This is a genomic window from Paenibacillus sp. FSL H8-0175 (assembly GCF_045040615.1).
In the GTDB taxonomy this organism is placed as follows: Bacteria; Bacillota; Bacilli; order Paenibacillales; family Paenibacillaceae; genus Paenibacillus_AQ; species Paenibacillus_AQ odorifer.
In genome coordinates this window covers 4,094,267-4,113,534 of sequence record NZ_CP150299.1, presented here as the reverse complement: position 1 = coordinate 4,113,534, position 19,268 = coordinate 4,094,267, and the positions used below count along the sequence as shown (strand labels likewise).

The following is a 19,268-nucleotide window of genomic DNA, read 5'->3' as shown; positions in this document are numbered from 1 at the left end:
CAATGTTGGAGGAGAAATTATATGCGGAAGTTATCCATATCAGGGGATCATTTTACATTAGACGAACAACCCATCCGGTTGCTTTCTGGTGCGCTTCATTATTTCCGGATCGTTCCGGAATATTGGCAGGATCGTTTGCTGAAGCTGAAGGCTTGTGGATTGAATACTGTTGAAACCTATATTCCTTGGAATTTACATGAACCAGAGGAGGGGAGCTTCAATTTTGCTGGATTTGCTGACATCGAGGCTTTCGTTAGACTTGCTGGAGAGCTTGGTTTGCACGTGATTTTGCGGCCAAGTCCTTATATTTGTGCGGAATGGGAATTCGGTGGATTGCCAGCTTGGTTACTTGCGGACAATAACATACAGCTGCGTTGTAATGATAACGTCTATTTATCTAAGTTGGATGCCTATTTCGATGAGTTGCTTCCACGTCTGCGGCCTTTGTTAAGCACTAACGGTGGTCCTGTGCTTGCTCTTCAGGTAGAGAACGAATATGGAAGCTTTGGTAGTGATAAAACTTACCTGAATGATCTAAAAGCAGGAATGATCGCCCGCGGCATGGACGTTCTGCTGTTTACTTCAGATGGAGCTGAAGATCATATGCTCCAAGGGGGCATGATTGACGGAGTGTTCGCCACGGTGAATTTCGGTTCACGGGCAAAGGAAGCCTTTGCTAAACTACGTGAATATCAGCCTACGGGACCGTTGATGTGTATGGAATTCTGGAATGGATGGTTTGACCACTGGATGAAACCGCATAATACACGCCCCGAATCTGAAGTAGCGGAGACTTTGGATGAAATGCTGGCTTTAGGAGCCTCTGTTAACTTCTATATGTTCCATGGGGGGACGAATTTTGGATTTATGAATGGGGCAAATCTTTTTGACAAATATGAGCCCATCGTAACCAGCTACGATTATGATACGCTGCTGGACGAATCCGGTAAGCCAACTGCAAAATTCTATGCAGCTCGAACAATAATTGAGAAATACGTAACGTTGCCGCCCCTGGAATTACCGCCGTTAATAAAGTCACAAGCTTATGGTAAAGTGTTGATGACAGAAGCAGCACCACTGTTCACTCAGTTAGACGTTTTGTCTCACCCAGTACATAGAGCATGTCCCGAGCCAATGGAGAAACTGAATCAGAATTATGGGTTCATTTTGTATTCGACGAAGATCAGTGGACCCCGCAGCAGTACGGAGCTCGTCCTTCAAGAAGTACGTGATCGTGCGCTTGTATTCGCGAATGGGGCCTTTGTCGGTACAGTTGAACGCTGGGATCCGCGAGGAATTCCATTAGAGGTTCCAACGGAGGGACTGCAGATCGACATCCTTGTGGAGAATATGGGGCGTGTAAATTATGGCCCGCTGCTTCGTGATCCAAAAGGCATAACCTGTGGCGTTAGACTCGGCTATCAATTCCTGCATGATTGGACGATTCGTTCTTTGCCTTTAACCCATCTTAAGGGATTATCATTCACACCGATAGATTGCGAGCAACGTCAGCAGCCCACTTTTTACCGGGGGAGCTTTCAAGTCAGTAAGCCTGAGGATACTTTTTTGCAGCTGGATGGATGGAGTAAAGGTCAGGTTTTTATAAACGGCTTTAATTTAGGGCGCTACTGGGAGAAGGGTCCAACTAAAACACTGTACTTACCAGCGCCGCTTCTGCGTCAAGGTGATAACGAGCTAATCTTATTCGAACTACATGGCGTAATGGAGCCAGTGGTTACTTTTGTGGATACACCGGAGCTCACATGATATTTAACGGGTGAGGAAGTATCATGATTCTATAGTATGGGTCTGATGATTTTTAATATATAATCAAAACAGCCCAACAATTTATAGGAACTGAAAATGCACGATTAGGGTGGGTTAGAGGAGGATTTTAAATGAGCTATGATTTGATGGCATTCGAGACGTCTAAAGCACCGCAAGAGAGAGCAGCGTTTATGGAGTGGTATGAACAGCAAGTGCAGTGGTCGGAAGACCATGCCTATAATGATCCATCAGTTTTATCGGAGGCGTTGCAACGCTTTTATAGTGAGTTGTCTGAGCAATTTCCTAATATGAATGTAGAGGACGAGATTTTTGAAGCGATGGAGGAAGCCGGAACGGATAACCGGTTGACTGACTACTCGCTTGGCTCATCCGTCATCTATGCGGCTTTCGCTTATTCTGTAGCTGAGGAAGCTTATACGGCGATGCGGGAGTTGGCTATAAAACACAAAGTAGGATTTTTTGATGTAAGCAGCAACGAAGGCGATATTATTTTTCCTTGAAGCAAAATGATTTAGAGTGTAGACAGCTGGTTGCTCTCCTAGTTGTTAATGAAGTAGTGGCAACCAGCATGTTTTCTATCTTCTTTACTCTACAACAGACGGAATAATACAATCCTTAATCAGAGGCCACCGGTCACGAGGCTGAAGTGTGAATTCTGAGGCGATGGCTACGACAAGTTTTTTTTCTGGAATGCAGCAAATGACATTACCACCATCACCTAACGCTGAGTAGGTGTAAACCCCGTCTTCTTCGCGTAGCCACCACAAGTAACCGTAATGATTAGGGTTCATCGCTGTTGATTCCTCAATCCATGTCTCCGAAATGATCTGATTATTCTCCCATTGTCCATGGTTCAAATATAATAAACCAAAACGCGCCATATCGCGTGGAGACAACGTAAGTCCCCATCCTCCTGTGGTGATACGATTTGGGTCTTCCACCCACCCCTTCACATTAACCCCAAACAAATCATCGAACCCAAATGAGCTCATCTCATAATCCGGGATTTCATTCATTCCGATAGGTTTAAATAAACGTTCGTTGGCGAACTCACGGGCACTTTGTCCAGTGCTGCGCGTGATGATGGCAGAAAGCAGATGTGCTCCAGCGGTAGAATATTTGAAATCCCCAATTGTTCCTTGTTGGCCTAGCATATCCAGCGTATATTTTACCCAGTCAGGCTGCATACACATTTGCTCCAGCGGTTCGTGCCAATCTGCAAAAGCATAAGATGCGGTCATCGTAAGGAGATGGCGTAAGGTGATTTCTTGTTTTTGCGGATCTTGAGCAGCGTTTGGAACATAGTCCGGGAAAAACTCCAGTACCTTTTGATCTGCATTGTTAATAAAGCCAGCCTCTATGGCAATGCCTATGAGCGCGGATATGATACTTTTTGTTACAGAGGCCACATGATGTGTGTCATTCGGGCTAGCGCCATTATAATATTTTTCATAAGCGATAGTTCCACTTCTTACCACAACAATCCCGTTGATATTGCTATACTCGGATTTGATCTTCGATTCTAGTTCTGAAAGCATATCAGCATCCATTCCTAAGTTTGCGGGGGCTGAGATTTGCCAATCTGAAGTTGGATAATTGTTTTTGAGCATGAAAGTTACTCCTTTATGAATTTTTTTTCTTTACTGGAAAATAGACCTCGGTAACCAGATCCTCAGGCACAGCAACCTGTGTCGGGTCCGTTAAGTAGATTTCATAAGGTGAGTTCACCCATTCATAACCTTCATTTTCTATCCATTCTCTCAGCTGAGCATAGACCGAGGTCAATTCTGAATAGGTGCCTTTAAGAACAGATCTCGCACAAAGAGCATCAGGCAAATCTCTTGTACCTTTTACACCCTCTTTTATGGGGAGAGCAAACTCTGTATCATTTCCGGCTGGATTATATTCATGGCTGTGATATATCGTTATTGGCGTACCGAGCAAAGTGAGTTTTTCCGTGGCGATTTTTTCATATAGCCTGCTAAAATAATGTCCATAACCTAACGCATAGTCATCACTGCTCAACATCTGACGCATAAAAAGAATATTCATAGGCTGAGTTTCAACAAGCTCTACTTTTATCTCATTCAGGTAAGACATCATGGGAATACCTTTCTCCAGATTTAAAACATCACTATTGATTTGTTGTAAGGTGTATTCATAAGCGCTTATTTTCTCCTGTATTTCTTTTTTCTTGAGATTAAGGGCTGAGTAGAGCTTCTCTTCTGAATGATTCTGTTCCCATTGTAAAATGTCTTTGATTTCTTCCAGTGAGAAACAATAACCTTTCAGACGATTGATAAAAAGCATTTTTTTAAGTTGTTTAATGGAGTAATACCTATAACCGTTCTCAGGGTTAATCTCATCGGGATGAATTAATCCGATCTCATCATAATATCGAAGCGTCTTCGTAGAAACTTCGCATATCTTCGAGAATTCTCCAATCGACAGCAAAAAGTCATCTCCTTTTTTCGTTTTAATTAAGCTTCCAAGCCAAAACATCGATGTTTGGTTCTAGCTCTACTTAACACCTTACCCTAAGGTCAAAGTCAACAGCAAAATAGTGAACCGATTCTAAGGTTACGACAATATATAGGTGAATGGCCATTCAGAAAGGAGTAGCCTACTTGGAAATTGAAGAGTTGAGTGACCTAATAAAATTACATGGCAAAGCAATTTACGCATTTTGTTTTACGCTTGCGGGGAATAGGGTGGATACGGACGATCTCTATCAGGAGACTTTTTTAAAAGCTATGGAAATGCGGCATAAAATGGACCTGAACCAAAATCCGAAAGCGTTCCTTATCTCGATTGCTATCTCATTACGCAAAAACAAACGCAGAAAATGGGCATGGCGGCAAAGAATTGCACCTACAGCAGATTATAATGAAGCGGTCGATCTGGCGTGTACTTTCGATGGAGAGGTTATGCCAGAGGATGCATTGCTGTCCCAGGAGCTTCGGCACATGATTCATGCTGCCGCAGACCGGCTGAATGAGAAACTGAAAATACCGCTCTATCTGTACTATACCGCAGAAATGACCGTTGATGAGATTGCTTCAGCGCTAAGGATTCCACCGGGCACAGTTAAAAGCAGACTTTTCCAAGCCCGCAAGGCGATGAAAAAGATTTTGGAGGTTGAATCCCAATGAATGACTCCGAAAAGTTGGATCAACTGCTAAAGCAAGCGCTAGCTTCTACAGCAGAGCCGACAGAGGAATTAAACGAAAGAATCATCCAACAGTTTAAGGAGACTAAACCAATGAAACCAGCCTATAAAAAAAGAGTTTCGATTGGACTAATGGTTGCTATATTCACGCTTGTAATGTCTTTAACGGCTTATGCAGCTACACAGCTATTTAGCCCCAAGCAGGTTGCTGAGCATCTGGGCCAGCAACTGCTGGCAAAAGCATTCGAAAGCAGGGATGCTGTTGAAATCAACCAATCGGTTATATCTGGTGATTATAACGTGACGTTGAATGGAATAGTCTCGGGGGAAGGTCTTTCAGAACTGAGTAAGTCTGATCAGAATATTAACCCAAACAGATCCTATGCCGTTGTATCCATCGCCAGAATAGACGGTGGCCCCATGCCTGCTACAAGTGAACCGGAGTATGGCCAGGATCCATTCTTTGTGTCACCGCTTATAAAGGGACTAAAACCATGGCAGGTTAATATCACAACAATGAATGGTGGCTATAGCGAGGCTGTTATAGATGGAATTATGTACCGGCTGATTGAATGTGATGGAGTGGAGATGTTCGCTGACCGAGGGGTATATCTAGCTGTCAGTAATGGTAGTTCTTTTTTCAGCAAAGATGCGTTTGCTTATAATGAAAGTACGGGGGAAATTAGCGCTAATAACGATTACAAGGGAACCGCTATTCTATTTGAACTTCCGCTGGACCCAACCAAAGCTGACCCTGTCAAAGCTGAGAGCTATTTACAGGAGCTGTTGAAAGAACCCTCTGCCGACAGCAAAGTTGATTCAGCGGTTTCAACAGATGCAGCTGCCTCTATTGATGATGATGAGAAGGAACTAATTAAAAAAATAGAGGATATGAAGAAAAAAATCTACACCGGCACGATTATCCCTGAATCTGTAAAGGAAGTGCGTGTTGATGAACAAGGGGCTTTCAATTATGAATACGATAACTGGAGTGTCAAGCTTTTTGTCCAAAATATGTTTGAGGAAGGGCAAATCGGTTACTCGGATTCCGTAAGCTTCAGTGCGGACGATAAAGAAACTAGGGCACTTCAATTTTCCAGAGATGAAAAGGGTGTAATCACGGGCAGGATTATTATTTTGAATTAGAGTATCATTCAGATAACTTTTCACAAGACTTATCTATATTCGTTTTATTTATCGTCCATGACCTTCAGATCAATTCTTTGAACGGTCAGTAAAGAATTTAACGAAGAATTTAAAGCAGGAGAGATTGTTGAATATCAAATCATAATAGAACAAAACGAAGTATCTATTCAAAAGATTAAGGCCAATAAGTAGCAGACTCAATGATTGCAATGAAAAAAGCAGGTGGACTAGCCACCTGCTTTACCGATCACCACACTTTAATATAATTTTTGCCCTTATTCAAAAGTGTAAGAGGTCCTAAAGTGCTTTTATTCTCTTTCTTGTTATCCAGAAAATCTGTATCCAGGATTATATTGCTGCCATCCGGATTCTCAAACTCGGCATCCACGATGCGCACCCGCGGCAAAGTTTCAGTTGAATGTACTTCACCTAAGAAGTTAACGAAGCTATCAGGCAGATCAATGGAAAGGAATCCCTCATCTCCTTGATCTACAATAAAGAAGTCTGGATCAAAGCTTTCCTCAACCAGCTTTACATTCTCTTTTTCGAAAGGCTCTGCACTGTTTAAGTAAGCGTTGTTATTAATGAACATAGGCTGTTCAACGAGTTCAAACTCCTCAAGATCACCGTGTAACTTATGGACATTCTCGATATACTCCGCCAAAGAGGTGGTGTAGTGATTGAAATGTGATGTTCCCACGCCTGTCCATCCGTCTTTTCCAACAATGATATTGTTATAGAACCGATCGTCCCCACCATAAATAAGTGAGAAACCGGCAATTTTTGTACTATGCGGAAGATGATATTGCGTGGACCGGTTTAGTACCTTTCGATGAACCATCCTGCCGCCGATCAGATTGTTGATATAGGCTCCACCTTGGGCTACATTCTCTAAAGCATGTTTAGCTGTCAAGATATTATGGTCAACAATGTAAGGGCCATGGCTTACTTCTATAAACAAATCCCGATGATTTTGATAGAACAGATTTTTGCTGATTCTTGTCCCTTGGGTCTGCCAATCCAGCCATAAACCTAAAGTACAATCGTGAATCCGGTTATGGTGGATGTGAGTATCGATCGGTGCGTGAAGCTTGATCCCGGCAATTTCGTGGCCCCAGAATTCCCGTTTTGTCGCAATGTTGTAAATATGGTTATGATGAATTTCGCTGAAAATACAACCTAAGTGGCCGACGATGGCATTTTGGCCGCAATCATAAATGGTATTATGGCGGATAAGATGTGAACCGATCGATTCTTTGCTCCAGCCCTGACGCTCAGCAGTAAAGACGGATTCAAGCTGATATTGATATCCGGGTTTGTCTTTTCGAAGGGTGCGGTAATTATGGCCTGTGGAAGCTTCTTTGCCGATACTGATAGCGCTGCATTTGGCATCGTGAATGATATTATTTTCAATAATCCAGCCTTTGCTCCAGTTAGTGCCCAGCAGTCCGGGCTGGTCTGCCGTTGGAGGTGCCCAAGGTGTTGCCGCATGCGCCATTTCAAAACCTTTTACAGTAATATAATCAATTCCGGTTTCTTCAGGGTAGAAACAAGATCTGCGTACATTGATTTCTACCAGTTCTTTGTTCGGGTTGGCACCTTGGAAATTAGCGTAAATCGTGGTGTGGTCAGGGCTTACTTCGGCAAACCAAACGTAGGTCGTCTGTTTTGGATTTTGGACCGGAACCATCTCTTGTGTCCAGAGATCCTTGAACTCTAGCTTTTCGACAGGAGCTGCCAGTTGATCATACTGACTGACCTCATAAAAAGACATGCCATTTAGATATACATCCCCTAAGTGTCTTGTCTCCTCTATAGTGACGAGCCAATCGCCAGACACTTCCTCAACATACGGATTAAAGCTGCCAAAAAACGTGTTCGGCAAGATCACTTTCCATATTTGGTTCTCAACCTGCTGCCAATCTTGTATATGCTCAGAGCCTTTTATGACAACCTGCTCGTCTTCAGCGGCTTGATAAATAATTCTTCTTTGTTCGCTTAATCCTTTGTATCTTGGTTTTACCCACTCACGATATATCCCTTCATGAACGATAACCTTATCCCCAGCCACAGCTACTGAAGCCGCTTTATTGATGGTTAAAAAGGGATTATGTTGAGTGCCTTGACCTTGATCTGAACCAGTTTTTGATACGTGATATTCCATTGTCCTATAACCTCCGCTTGGTTGACTTTATCCAATATTATAGGAATTAACGTTGTTAGTTCTATACTTTATATAGTACACTTTAAGACAAAATTAGTGTTTTCGTGAAGGAGAATCTACTTGTGGCCCTTTTTTGAAAAACATGGTGTCGGCGAAAAAGATTACTTTAAACTCATTCCATTGAAAAACTATCATTTTCCACTTCATTTTCATCGGGCATTTGAGATTATTTATGTCAAAGACGGGCAGTTATCTATCACCATTGATGGGAAAAGCTATCAGGTACAGAAAAATGATCTGGTTTTTATTTTTCCTAATCAGATGCATGAATTTGAGACGATTGATTTTTCGGAGATTATGGTAATCCTCTTCTCCACAGAATTGATAGGTGATTTTCACATGAATTATAAAAGCTTTATACCAAATGATAATGTTCTCCATGCTGTGAATGAACCTGATTGTACAAAGCTGGATTCGATTTATAGCCAGAAAAGTTTCCTGTATGGTGTATGTGCGCAGTTGATCTGTCAGACATCATTTGCTCCGGTCAAACAGTCCCCGCAAACAAAGGTGCTCTATAAAATCCTGCTTTTTGTAGAACAAAATTATTCTGCCGATTGCACATTAAAAGCTGTAGCAAAACATCTGCAATATGATTACCCGTATTTATCAAAGCTATTTGTCCAGCTGATGAAAATGCCCTTCACAGATTACTTGAATCACTATCGGATCTCACAAGCATGTTATATATTAAAAAACTCGAATCTGACTATTGGTGAAGTTGCCAACCTTTGCGGCTATAGTAACTTACGGTCATTTCATCGGAATTTCCAGAAAATCACCCATCAATCGCCGAAAGGGTATCGGGTTTCCAATCCGCCTGATAAGGAAATGAACTAGAAGACTTAAGGGGGGAGGGAAGAGGATAAAAAGAACTCCAAAACCACGAGTATAGTGGTCTTGGAGTTCTTTTTTTATTTTTGCATCATAATTCTGTAAATCAGCATGGCGGCTTCGGCACGTGTGGAATGGGCAGTTGGTGTAAGCTGCTGCTGAGAGTCTCCTTTAATGAGACCTGCTGATACCAGCGCCGCAATATCATTTGCCGCATAATTAGAAATTTGATTATAGTCAGTGTAGCTGTCTAATGCAGAGGGGGAGGAAGCGGTCGTATTCGATTCCCATACCTCAGCAGCCTTCAATGCCCTAGCTGCCATAACAAACATTTCTTGTCTGGAGATGGAGTCATGAGGGTGGTAAAGGCCGTCGGTTTGGCCCGTAACGACCCCTAATTTCTGAGCTGTCATAAGTCCCTCATAAAAATAATCGTTAGGTGACACATCAGCAAAGCTATTTCCTTCTGCTGCGGATAGACCTAAAGCTCTAACCAATAAAAGTGCGAAATCTGCACGTGTAACAGTCTGGTCGGGCCTAAACTCTGTTTCTGTTACACCATTAATGACACCTTTTGATGTTAGTACTTCTACAATAAACTTCGCCCAATGAGAATCAGTTATGTCCCTGAACGTTTTGTGATTGTAAACGGCGGCGTATTGACCAGATGAATTTGTTGTTGAGAAAATAGCTTGCTTCTTATCTGAATCATAATTCCCGCCTACTACCGGTTGGATGACTCCGTGCTCATTGACGTTCCACACTACAATAAAGGCGTTGTTCAATGGAGGTACAGCTGCTGGATAAGGAAGCCCAATTTGTATGGCCGAATTTAAACTCTCTAATTGAACTGTTGTACCATCCAAAAGTAACTCGTAATCAATAAGCAAACTTTCACCCAATTGCTTCTTTAAACTTCCTGTTGTATCGACAGGCTTGAGGAGCAAGGTAACCGTCTTCACATTGTCCAGTGTCTTCGCCGGGAATAGATTATCCGGAAGTACAAAGGTAGCTAGTGATGTATTGATCTCCAGCTGCAATGTGGATGCTCCAACAAGAAATGCTGCGGCAGGGAGAGTGACTTCAAATGAGCCAACATTTGACGATTGTTCCTCTGCGAGCTGAATTCTTAGGATTTTGTGGCCTGCGGAATTAGGTTTGGCTAAAGCCATAATCTTTTGTAAGGAAGATTCAGTCAATATTGCGCTAGCTTTTTCTCCATTCATAGTAGTAGGTATCTCAATCCTTACGCTACCGTCCAAATGGAGTATAGTAGTGGCCGAATCTCCAACCGATGATCCGGAACTGCCTGAGCTCGCGGCAGCCGTCGGACTTGGAGAAGCGGTCGGACTTGGAGAAGCGGTCGGACTCGGAGAAACAGTCGGACTCGGTGAGGCCGTCGGACTTGGAGAAGCCGTTGGGCTCGGAGAAACAGTCGGACTCGGAGAAGCCGTCGGACTTGGAGAAGCCGTCGGACTCGGAGAAGCCGTCGGACTTGGAGAAGCCGTTGGACTCGGAGAAGCCGTCGGACTTGGTTCCGGCCCATCCAAAGGAATGAACTTCAAGAAATCGCCCCAGATTATATTCCCGTCAGTATCCCGAGAGTAATTGACTACAGGATTTAAGCTGACAAAGTTAGAATCACTCAGTTCTAAACCTGATTTATTCGCCGATCGCGTACCGTCAAACATGAAATTATTGTCCGCAGCTAAAGAAGCTGGATATTGGTCTTTTGCAATGTTGGCAGTTCGGTAAGATAAGAAACCGTCAATCGTAAAGTCTGCAGTAATGTGATCATAAGTGGTGAAGCTTATATTACCACGCGTATTGTTAAATCCGATGTTGTTGATGGCGATCACACCTGGATTACTATTGCTTGTAAAACCATAAGCGCCATTACCAAAGGCGATGGAATCGCGGATGGTATGTGTGACATGAATGCCTTCGCCACCAAGCTTGAAGCCATTTTTATCACCGGCACCTACGGTTCCGTCTGTTAAGAACCCATTGTTGAAGGCGGCGCTATGCTCTATCAGCACTGAACCTATTGCACCTGAGCCTGCTTTCGTATATAAGTCCCAGCCATCGTCGATATTGTTATGCGCCAGACAACCTCTAAAAATATTACCAACACCCGCAGTCAATTTTGCCGCAAAGCCATCGGCATTATTGTCAGATGGATCACGGTTGTCGAAGGAGGTACTGTTGAGAATTAAGTTGTAGGAAGGCCATTCACTGAGTTCTATCGCGGTACCATCTGTTCGGCTGATTTGTAGACCAGTGTCACCATTCGCATAGAAACGGCTATTTTCAACGATGTTATAATTGCCTCCCACTGTAAAGCCCTTGGTATTCCCAGCTGAGCGAGTGAAATCAAGTCCTTTCACATGCCAATAGTTTCCGCTCAAGAGAACGCCTTCTGTTTTTTTGTCAAAATCAAAGATAGGTCTTGCTCCTGGTGCTGCTTCTATATACTTTTTGGCGGAGGCTTTGCCATCATTGTACTTTTTAATCTCAAGTGGTGATTTCCGCACATAACGACCCTCAAGCACAATAATATGCTGACCTGGTTTAACGAAATCAATCGCAGTATCGATATCAAGTGGGAGATTGATTGTTCCATCTCCGGAGCTTGATCCGGTGGGGGATACGTAGATATCATCATCTTCGTTATAACTTTTTAGGGTGACGGTAAAGTTGCTGATGATCTTCTCATAAGAGGTCAAATACTGAGTATCATCTGATAAAAAAGTAATGCTGAAGTTCGTATCTCCTTGATCAAGAAGTCTCGTGGGAATAGAAAGACGTTTACCAGCTATTGCCTCGATATCCTGAGCGATGATCGTAGAACCTTGCTTCAACGTCACCGTTCCGTTGACATTAGAGCGCACAATCATTTGGTAAGCTGGATCTGAGGTTTTACTTAGTGAAAGTATATTTAAGCTAGGTGTGACGGGAGTCGCAGGTGGTTCTATTTTAGGAGAATCTGTAGCTGCTGAAGTGACTGTTAATTGAATATTGCTTACATTAATTGTGGCTAAACGAGCGGCATAGAATCCGACGTACATTTTTGAATCCTGTACGCTAAGAATGTCTGGTGTGAAATGAATAGCTTGCTGGCCATTATTGAGCTGTCCTGTAAAACCACTATTCGTCTTTGCTAACGTTAAATGGTAAGGTGCTGCAGGAACAGTATTGGCAGGTGCCGGACGTTCTTTTTGAAGCATGATGGTTTGAATTCCTTTACTGCCAGTCCCATCCGTTTTTTCAACTCCCGTACGGACAAAAAGCTGTGTGCCCAGATCGCTTTTCGTCCCGCCGCTATAACCACCGATGGCAGCTATATTGGATGCAAAGACGCTAGAATTTCCTTGTGTGCCGATGACGTCACGTGCCATAATGCCAAAAGATTCTTGCCCGTCATATGGATTTTTTGCAAAAGCCAACACTTGGATATCCGCAGACAGCACGAAATTATCTTCCGCAGCATCTAGCTCGGTGTAATAGAAGGTAATGCCGTCATGATCTTCGGTGACTTTACCGCCGCCTTCCAAAGCGATCAGTTGGGCGGATCCATCCTCGTTGACAATCGTCTGATTGTTAGTAGCTGAAGTGGACTGACCGAATTGAATGCTTTTCCAAACGGGATCCATCTTTTCTTTTACTGTAACGGAATACGTAATGGGCATAATAGAAGTATCGGTAGGGAGTATGCCAATTTCATACACTCCAGCTGCCTGATTGTTGAACTTGGAAGTGTCGAGCGTATAGCTGTTTAGCTTCTCTCTATCTGAATTATCATACACTTTGGATACGAAGAGATCTTTGCTGTCAAAGTTTTCGTTAATAAAAAAGGTAGTTTTAGGATAGCTGGTGACTTCGATGCCTACTAGTTTTTTAACGTTGACCTTAACTTGAAAAGAGGTTGTTAAGCCTTTATGCGTAATTGTGATTTTTTTATCCCCAGATGTCGTGGTGTCGAGAGGAGAGACCTTGTATTCATTGTTCAACAGCCGAATCTGTGTACCATCACTGTAATGAGCATAAACCACAAGTCCTTCTAGTTTGAGGGAGTCCCCGATATAGTAGAGTGTTTGTTTAGGTTCATTTCGAATTTCTAAAGCGGATAAAGTCGCTGCTTTTACTTCCACATTAAAGGTCGATGTGATTGCCGGCGCCTCTGTTGAAGTAACGGATACCGCTGTGGAGCCTGATTGCGTAAATAGATACGGTAATAAATCGCTGACCGGTTGTCCGTTAATGGAGAGGGAATAAAGATCACTGGTCAGCTCTTTGGTCAGGAAGCCGTCGTTATAATTGGCAACAAGAACAAGACCTTCTGGATCGAAGGTATCCCCTGGGTAATATACGGTTTTAGCTGGATAATACTTCACTGATAATGAGGTCATAGATAATGGAACGATTTGCAAAGGAATGCTCACGAAAGCACCGTTGTAGTTAATGGTTATGATATTTTCTCCAACCTTGCTGCTATCAAAGCCTGTAACAATATAATCCGTAGAAGATAAAACTGCCTCGCTCTCATCAGAAAAAATAGCCTTAACGACTAATCCAGTCAAATCAAGGGGCTCACCAACCAGATAAGTGGTTTTCGTCATTGCGCTCGTATCAGCGGTTAAGCTGGTTACGATTTTGGATTCAAGCTGGATGTCTATGTCACTGAAAGTAACAGTTGCATCTCTAGCTACATAAATTCCGGCAAAAAGAGTATCTGTGAACGTATCGTCCAGAGTTATGATTTCGGTCTGATCACCCACACTTAATCGATAAGTATCTCCTGATTTCTTAATACTTAGCGAATATACAGTTCCTGTGGACGGGGCCTGGATATCGCTAAAAGGATTTAACTTCACTTGGGTGTCTTTTTTATAAAAACCTTTCATTACCTGATCCAAAGCACCCACCGCCGCATAGTTAGAAGTGGTTGTGCTTGTATCTCCGTTCGTCCCAATACTGTCGCGGAGCATAAGACCGAAGGATTTCTGGTTAGGTGTGCTGACAGTGCTATTGCTATTAAAAGCAATCACTGAAGCGGTCGCTTTCAGTTCAAAGTTCGCATCCACAGGAATCTCTTTCGAATAAAAAGATAATCCCTCATCGCTGCTGGAGATTTTGCCGCCGTAAGTCGTTATCGTTACAGAGGTTGGACTTTCAATTATAGGTTCGGGGTTCTTAGCTGGACTAGTATTGCCTCCGAAGGCGCTGAAGCCCCAAGGTCCTAGCTCGATTTGGCCTTCTTGACTGAATTGAATGTTTCGGAACGTAACCGTAGTATTTCTAGCAGTATAAAGGCCCGCATATTGAATGGAGCCGTCAAAGCTTTCGATCGTTTTGGTTTCATTGCCGATGCGGACAATATACAGATTTCCGGTCTTTTTGATGCTTAATTCGTAATTCTCTCCTTGGGCAGGGCGATTAGCGTTATCAAACACGTACCCAAGTTTCTGTAGGCTTGTATTTTGCAATTTGTGAAACGCTTTCATTTCTTGATCCAAAGCACCCAAGGCGACATAATCTCCAGAGTAGGCTCCGAATTGGTTATCCCACACATTGCCGCGCAGCATTATTCCGAAGGAAACTTGGTTATTGGCTGTCCAAGCATCCACGTGAGCCGTTGCCTTTAACTCAAAATTAACACTTGGATCAACTTCTTTAAAGTAATAAGCGATACCTTCCGTGCTGCCCGATACTTTACCTCTATCGTTCGAGCTTCGCAGTGTTGCTGATCCATCCGTGTTCTCCGTAATGCCAAAGTTGGCCGCAGTAATCTTGTCTTGCCCCCCAACATCACCAAATACGCTGCCTTGCCATTCACTTTGAATGTTAATCATTCCTTCATAAGGATCAGGTGCTTCCTCTGCAAACATCGATAACGGAAAAGAGGAACACAAAAGCAGGAAGGTTACGAACATGGCTAACAAACGTTGTTGTTTTCTCAATGATTAAAACCTCTCCTTATATGATCGATTTTGACCAAAGCTAAGCTTGATCATCCGAAATTATACGTTATCACTAAAGCGTACAGCTATAATCAATACGCCATATAACGCTGTTTATGCAGCAGGAGAGGGAGAATCTGAGTTAATGACACCCGGTTTATGCCTTTGCTTCTGCTATTTACGTGGAGTTTTCGGAGTCTGTTGCTGGTGGTTAGTACGCTGCGTGGTGGTTACGGGTGCCGAAGCTGCCGATAAGTATGCTCGCAGTGGAAGTCCGCGACCGTTTGAGCCAAAATTACATACTCGGTTGTCGTTAGTGAACCTAAGCTGCCGATAAGTACGTTCGCAGTGGAAGTCCGCGACCGTTTGAGCAATAATTACATACTCGGTTGTCGTTAGTGAACCTAAGCTGCCGGTAAGAACGCTTGCAGTGGAAGTCCGCGACCGTTTGAGCCAAAATTACGCCCGCGGTTGTCGTTACGGACCGTAGTGCAGCTATTTCAGCTAATTCGCTCATTTTCCCTGAGTTTCGGACTGCATAGCTCTTAATGAGCAGAAAAAGTGGAACTGAGGAGTGTTTTTGAGTAAATAGCTGCAACTGAGTCCGATAACGTGGCGAAAACGGTGAAATTCAGCAAATAAGGGCTGTACGGTCCGAACGTATGGAGTGCATTGGTGATAGTCGTAGATGTTCTGTAAAATGCGTAGATTCTGGGGAGATCAAAGCCAATAAACGGGCTTGGGCAGTCATTAATTACTTCCGCGGTTGTCGTTACGGACCGTAACGCAGCTATTTCAGCTAATTCGCTCATTTTCCCTGAGTTTCGGACTGCATAGCTCTTAATGAGCTGAAAAAGTGGATCAGAGGGGTGCTTTTGAGTAAATAGTTGCAACTGAGTCCGATAACGTGGCGAAAACGAGGAAATTCAACAAATAAGGGCTGTACGGTCCGAACGTAGGGAGTGCATTGGTGATAGTCGTAGGTATTCTATAAGATACGTAGATTCTGGGGAAATCATAGCCAATACATGGGCTTGTGCTGTTGTTAAGTACTTCCGCGTGGTGATTACGGACCGTAGTGCAGCTATTTCAGCTAATTCGCTCATTTTCCCTGAGTTTCGGACTGCATAGCTCTTAATGAGCCGAAAAAGTGGATCTGAGGAGTGTTTTTGAGTAAATAACTGCAACTGAGTCCGATAACGTGGCGAAAACGAAGATAATTGGCAAATAAGAGCTATACAGTCCGAACGTAGGGAGTTCAGCTGGCGAGAGTGCATAATGAATGGCAAACAGATTAAAACTGGCTTACAAAGTGAACCAAATCATCTAAATATGGCTCAACAACAATATGTCGTGGAAAAAAGACAGCGGTCAAATATGTTCTTAATGGTGATGAGGCATTCTTTTTTGAGAGCATAGAGTGATCAGCATCAGGAATATAGAAGACGGAGAGTAGGTTTTCAGGAATTTTTTCACGGTAAACACGTTCGGTTTCCTCAACATCTACATTTATATCTTGCCCGCCAAGAACTAAGTGGACAGGTGTAGTGAAGTTTTTTAAATCCCCGCTCGCATCTGACTGATAATTTTTAGCGAAAAAACCCCATTTTTCTTTGGAAATTAAATCGTCCGATTGTGCAATTCGCAAGTACTTTTCATACGACGCCTGTTCTTTAAGTAGCAGTAGGATTTGCGCGTTATAATCTTCTCTCTTTTTTATCTCCTGTTCTGAAAAACCTTCTAAAATCATCTCTTGTCTGGTATTGTATTGTCCTTGAGAAATCCATTGAATGGCGGGGGATACAAGAATACTGAAGGCGAGATCAGGCACTTTTTTAACAATCTTAGGAATCACCCAGCCCGCCTGACTTGCTCCCCACAAACCAATAGCTTGAGCATCAATCATAGGTAAGGCTTTAGCCCAGTTAATCGCATAAATAGTTTCTTGCGCTCTATCCTCCATGCTTTGTTCTAGCCAGTTCCCTGAGGAACCCCCAATACCCGGTTTGTTAAGAGATAAGGAAGCATATCCGGCAGAGGCGAGCTTTTCCCACAAAGGTTTATATCCATCATCGTAAGTATCATTAACTGGGCCATCCCCATGAACAAAAACTACCAGTCCGACGGTTCCAGAGTAACTTTCGGGCAGAACTAAGGTTCCTGTTAGTTGACCTTGAGGTGTATCTATTTCAATTTTTTGCTCAGTCATTGAAAAAGAATGTTGCTGTAGTACGAACAGGACCGCTGCAATCAACAACGAAATGGTAATCATCCAGACAGTTAGCTTAATTTTCTTTTTCATTCATTGCTCCCCCAGATTGTAGCGATGTTTTTCTTATCATGTAATGCCAAACAGGCTCTTTAAAAAGTAAATGTCTTACCGCGCTATAGTCAGATTTATGGATCTCAAAGTTCAACTGCTGGTACATATTAATGGCTCGTTTATTATTGTTAGCAACATGTAGCGTTAATCTTTCAACCTCAGAATGACTGTTGACAAAATCCGCCGCCCAAACCAGCAACTCTTTGCCAATTCCCTTATTACGGTGACTGGACCGAACAGCCAAATGAGCCACATAACACTCTTTTGCTCTAGGTTGATAATCCAAAAAGTATAACCCAAGGATTAACTTACAAACATTTAAGTATCCAAATTTCTTGAATAGCTGCAAAAAGGGAGCCCGATTCAGTGGTTTAATTGATCCTTTTTTAAGGGAGAGCGTATCCTGCCATTTTAAGTAGATAGTGCCAACCACTTCTCCGTTTTCATAAGCGATTATTTGTTTAGATGATAAGGAAGAAGAATCTTGTTCCCAAAGTCTTATAAGTAGATCAGCAATTTCATTGTCCTCGAGAGAGAGGAGAGAGTGAAATTTCCCGTGAAATGCATCTACCAAAAGCCTGCTTACAGCCTCACAATCTTGTTCCTGGTAATGGGCGATGATAACCTCGTTTGTACTCATTTAGTGGTATCATCTAAGGCATGCTCGATTTGAATTTGAAGCTCATAATGAAGCTTGTCGTTGTTAAACATGGATAGGTACGATTTCTCCAAAATGATGATTGGTCCCAATACCATGTAGTGATGCCCATTTAAAAAGTGTTCCAGCTTGGCAATCTCATGATCTACATCCTGATCGTCTGTTACAAAAAATGCTTTATAGAGATAACACCCTTTTTCTAAAACAATGTCAGGGGCGGGAGTGGTTTCAATGGTTTCAAAGCATAAGGTTACTTGTTCAGAATCGTATACATAATGCAAATCTGTTTCAAATAAATGATGGTATTGCGGTCTTTTTTCATATAAACTTCGTGCAGTTATTGTTTCGTTATCCTCTAGCACCAACCACTTTTTCAGATAACGATTATCCACATGTTTAATTTGATACTCCCCCTCCATGTTGCCATAATCTGCATGCTCTTTTAGTACCTTTTGTATAAATTGTTGCAGCATTATTAATTGGTTTATTTCTGTGTTGATTTTGTTTAACGATTTCGCTAACAGCAGTCGGTAGTCATTCGTTGCGGATTTATTCATACTTTGGTTAATGGTGCTGACAGGGATGTTTAATTTGCGGAGTAACAGGATATGTGCCAATTGATAGATTTCATCGATGCCGTACATCCGGTACTGATTATTGTCTATATAGGATGGAAACAGGATTTCTTTTTCTTCAAAATATCGAATCTGGTGGATAGATACATTCATAAGTTTTGATAGTTCGCCAATTGTAAGGTACGGATTCAAGGGCGGTGCTCCTAACTGTAAGTTATTTGATAAAATAACTATAAACCTTAGGTCAGACCTAAGGTCAAGCGTTGATTAAAATACGGACTAAGCAGAGCACTTTTTTTCTAAATAATGATTAGTAATAGTAATGGGTAGTATTGAAAAAGACTTAGATTTTGGAAGGACAATGCGGGGGTGCAACGGATTAGATTCAGGATCATTTTTTTGTATGTGCCTTGCTGGTATGACCCTAGAGTTGCCATTACGGACCGTAACGCAGCTATTTCAGCTAATTCGCTCATTTTCCCTGAGTTTCGGACTGCATAGCTCTTAATGAGCAGAAAAAGTGGATCAGAGCAGTGTTTTTGAGTAAATAGCTGCGTCTGAGTCCGATAACGTGGCGAAAACGAGGGGAAT

General features: G+C 42.6%; 12 protein-coding genes. 5 read left to right on the top strand and 7 right to left on the bottom strand.

Annotated features, from left to right (window positions below):
* Positions 1 to 21: 21 nt before the first annotated feature.
* Together MHH46_RS18250 and MHH46_RS18245 are read left to right on the top strand one after the other, a co-directional pair.
* Positions 22 to 1,767 (top strand): beta-galactosidase family protein, encoded by a 1,746-nt coding sequence (locus MHH46_RS18250; RefSeq protein WP_076194919.1) that lies wholly within the window; start codon positions 22 to 24, stop codon positions 1,765 to 1,767.
* A 131-nt stretch (positions 1,768 to 1,898) separates the two neighbouring features.
* Positions 1,899 to 2,288 (top strand): hypothetical protein, encoded by a 390-nt coding sequence (locus MHH46_RS18245; RefSeq protein ID WP_076133856.1) that lies wholly within the window; start codon positions 1,899 to 1,901, stop codon positions 2,286 to 2,288.
* Positions 2,289 to 2,372: 84 nt separating this feature from the next.
* Here MHH46_RS18245 and MHH46_RS18240 read toward each other — a convergent pair whose 3' ends face one another.
* Both MHH46_RS18240 and MHH46_RS18235 read right to left on the bottom strand, forming a co-directional pair.
* Positions 2,373 to 3,398, bottom strand: coding sequence for a serine hydrolase (locus MHH46_RS18240; RefSeq protein WP_076194921.1), 1,026 nt, complete (start codon positions 3,396 to 3,398; stop codon positions 2,373 to 2,375).
* Between the two features lie 13 nt (positions 3,399 to 3,411).
* On the bottom strand, positions 3,412 to 4,242 hold the full coding sequence (locus MHH46_RS18235; protein ID WP_076141902.1) for a MerR family transcriptional regulator: 831 nt from the start codon (positions 4,240 to 4,242) through the stop codon (positions 3,412 to 3,414).
* A gap of 173 nt (positions 4,243 to 4,415) precedes the next feature.
* Between MHH46_RS18235 and MHH46_RS18230 the strand changes: the two genes are divergently transcribed.
* Both MHH46_RS18230 and MHH46_RS18225 read left to right on the top strand, forming a co-directional pair.
* Positions 4,416 to 4,940 (top strand): RNA polymerase sigma factor, encoded by a 525-nt coding sequence (locus MHH46_RS18230; protein WP_081387985.1) that lies wholly within the window; start codon positions 4,416 to 4,418, stop codon positions 4,938 to 4,940.
* Entirely contained in the window at positions 4,937 to 6,103 is a 1,167-nt protein-coding gene (locus MHH46_RS18225) for a hypothetical protein (protein WP_076194924.1), read from the top strand. Before MHH46_RS18230 ends, MHH46_RS18225 begins: the two co-directional genes overlap by 4 nt.
* Before the next feature lie 247 nt (positions 6,104 to 6,350).
* Here MHH46_RS18225 and MHH46_RS18220 read toward each other — a convergent pair whose 3' ends face one another.
* A complete protein-coding gene (locus tag MHH46_RS18220; RefSeq protein WP_076194926.1) occupies positions 6,351 to 8,267 on the bottom strand; it encodes a right-handed parallel beta-helix repeat-containing protein in 1,917 nt (638 codons plus the stop codon).
* Positions 8,268 to 8,387: 120 nt separating this feature from the next.
* Between MHH46_RS18220 and MHH46_RS18215 the strand changes: the two genes are divergently transcribed.
* A complete protein-coding gene (locus MHH46_RS18215; RefSeq protein ID WP_076194929.1) occupies positions 8,388 to 9,167 on the top strand; it encodes a helix-turn-helix domain-containing protein in 780 nt (259 codons plus the stop codon).
* Between the two features lie 74 nt (positions 9,168 to 9,241).
* Here MHH46_RS18215 and MHH46_RS18210 read toward each other — a convergent pair whose 3' ends face one another.
* The 4 genes from MHH46_RS18210 to MHH46_RS18195 all read right to left on the bottom strand — a co-directional run bounded on the left by MHH46_RS18210 (position 9,242) and on the right by MHH46_RS18195 (position 18,869).
* On the bottom strand, positions 9,242 to 15,121 hold the full coding sequence (locus MHH46_RS18210; protein WP_076194932.1) for a bacterial Ig-like domain-containing protein: 5,880 nt from the start codon (positions 15,119 to 15,121) through the stop codon (positions 9,242 to 9,244).
* A gap of 1,294 nt (positions 15,122 to 16,415) precedes the next feature.
* The gene (locus tag MHH46_RS18205; protein ID WP_076195245.1) at positions 16,416 to 17,423 is read right to left on the bottom strand and encodes a S9 family peptidase; all 1,008 of its coding nucleotides are present in this window, start codon (positions 17,421 to 17,423) and stop codon (positions 16,416 to 16,418) included.
* Positions 17,407 to 18,084, bottom strand: coding sequence for an N-acetyltransferase (locus MHH46_RS18200; RefSeq protein ID WP_076129712.1), 678 nt, complete (start codon positions 18,082 to 18,084; stop codon positions 17,407 to 17,409). The genes MHH46_RS18205 and MHH46_RS18200 overlap by 17 nt, the downstream gene beginning before the upstream one ends.
* Positions 18,081 to 18,869: a MerR family transcriptional regulator gene (locus MHH46_RS18195; RefSeq protein WP_076129711.1), complete on the bottom strand. Its 789-nt coding sequence runs from the start codon at positions 18,867 to 18,869 to the stop codon at positions 18,081 to 18,083. Before MHH46_RS18195 ends, MHH46_RS18200 begins: the two co-directional genes overlap by 4 nt.
* Between the last annotated feature and the right edge of the window lie 399 nt (positions 18,870 to 19,268).

What these genes read in the sequence shown, in the direction of transcription:
- MHH46_RS18225 (WP_076194924.1), top strand. Translation starts at nt 4,937, where the DNA reads ATGAATGACTCCGAAAAGTTGGATCAACTGCTAAAGCAAGCGCTAGCT.
- MHH46_RS18250 (WP_076194919.1), top strand. Translation starts at nt 22, where the DNA reads ATGCGGAAGTTATCCATATCAGGGGATCATTTTACATTAGACGAACAA.
- MHH46_RS18205 (WP_076195245.1), bottom strand. Translation starts at nt 17,423, where the DNA reads ATGAAAAAGAAAATTAAGCTAACTGTCTGGATGATTACCATTTCGTTG.
- MHH46_RS18200 (WP_076129712.1), bottom strand. Translation starts at nt 18,084, where the DNA reads ATGAGTACAAACGAGGTTATCATCGCCCATTACCAGGAACAAGATTGT.
- MHH46_RS18220 (WP_076194926.1), bottom strand. Translation starts at nt 8,267, where the DNA reads ATGGAATATCACGTATCAAAAACTGGTTCAGATCAAGGTCAAGGCACT.
- MHH46_RS18240 (WP_076194921.1), bottom strand. Translation starts at nt 3,398, where the DNA reads ATGCTCAAAAACAATTATCCAACTTCAGATTGGCAAATCTCAGCCCCC.
- MHH46_RS18245 (WP_076133856.1), top strand. Translation starts at nt 1,899, where the DNA reads ATGAGCTATGATTTGATGGCATTCGAGACGTCTAAAGCACCGCAAGAG.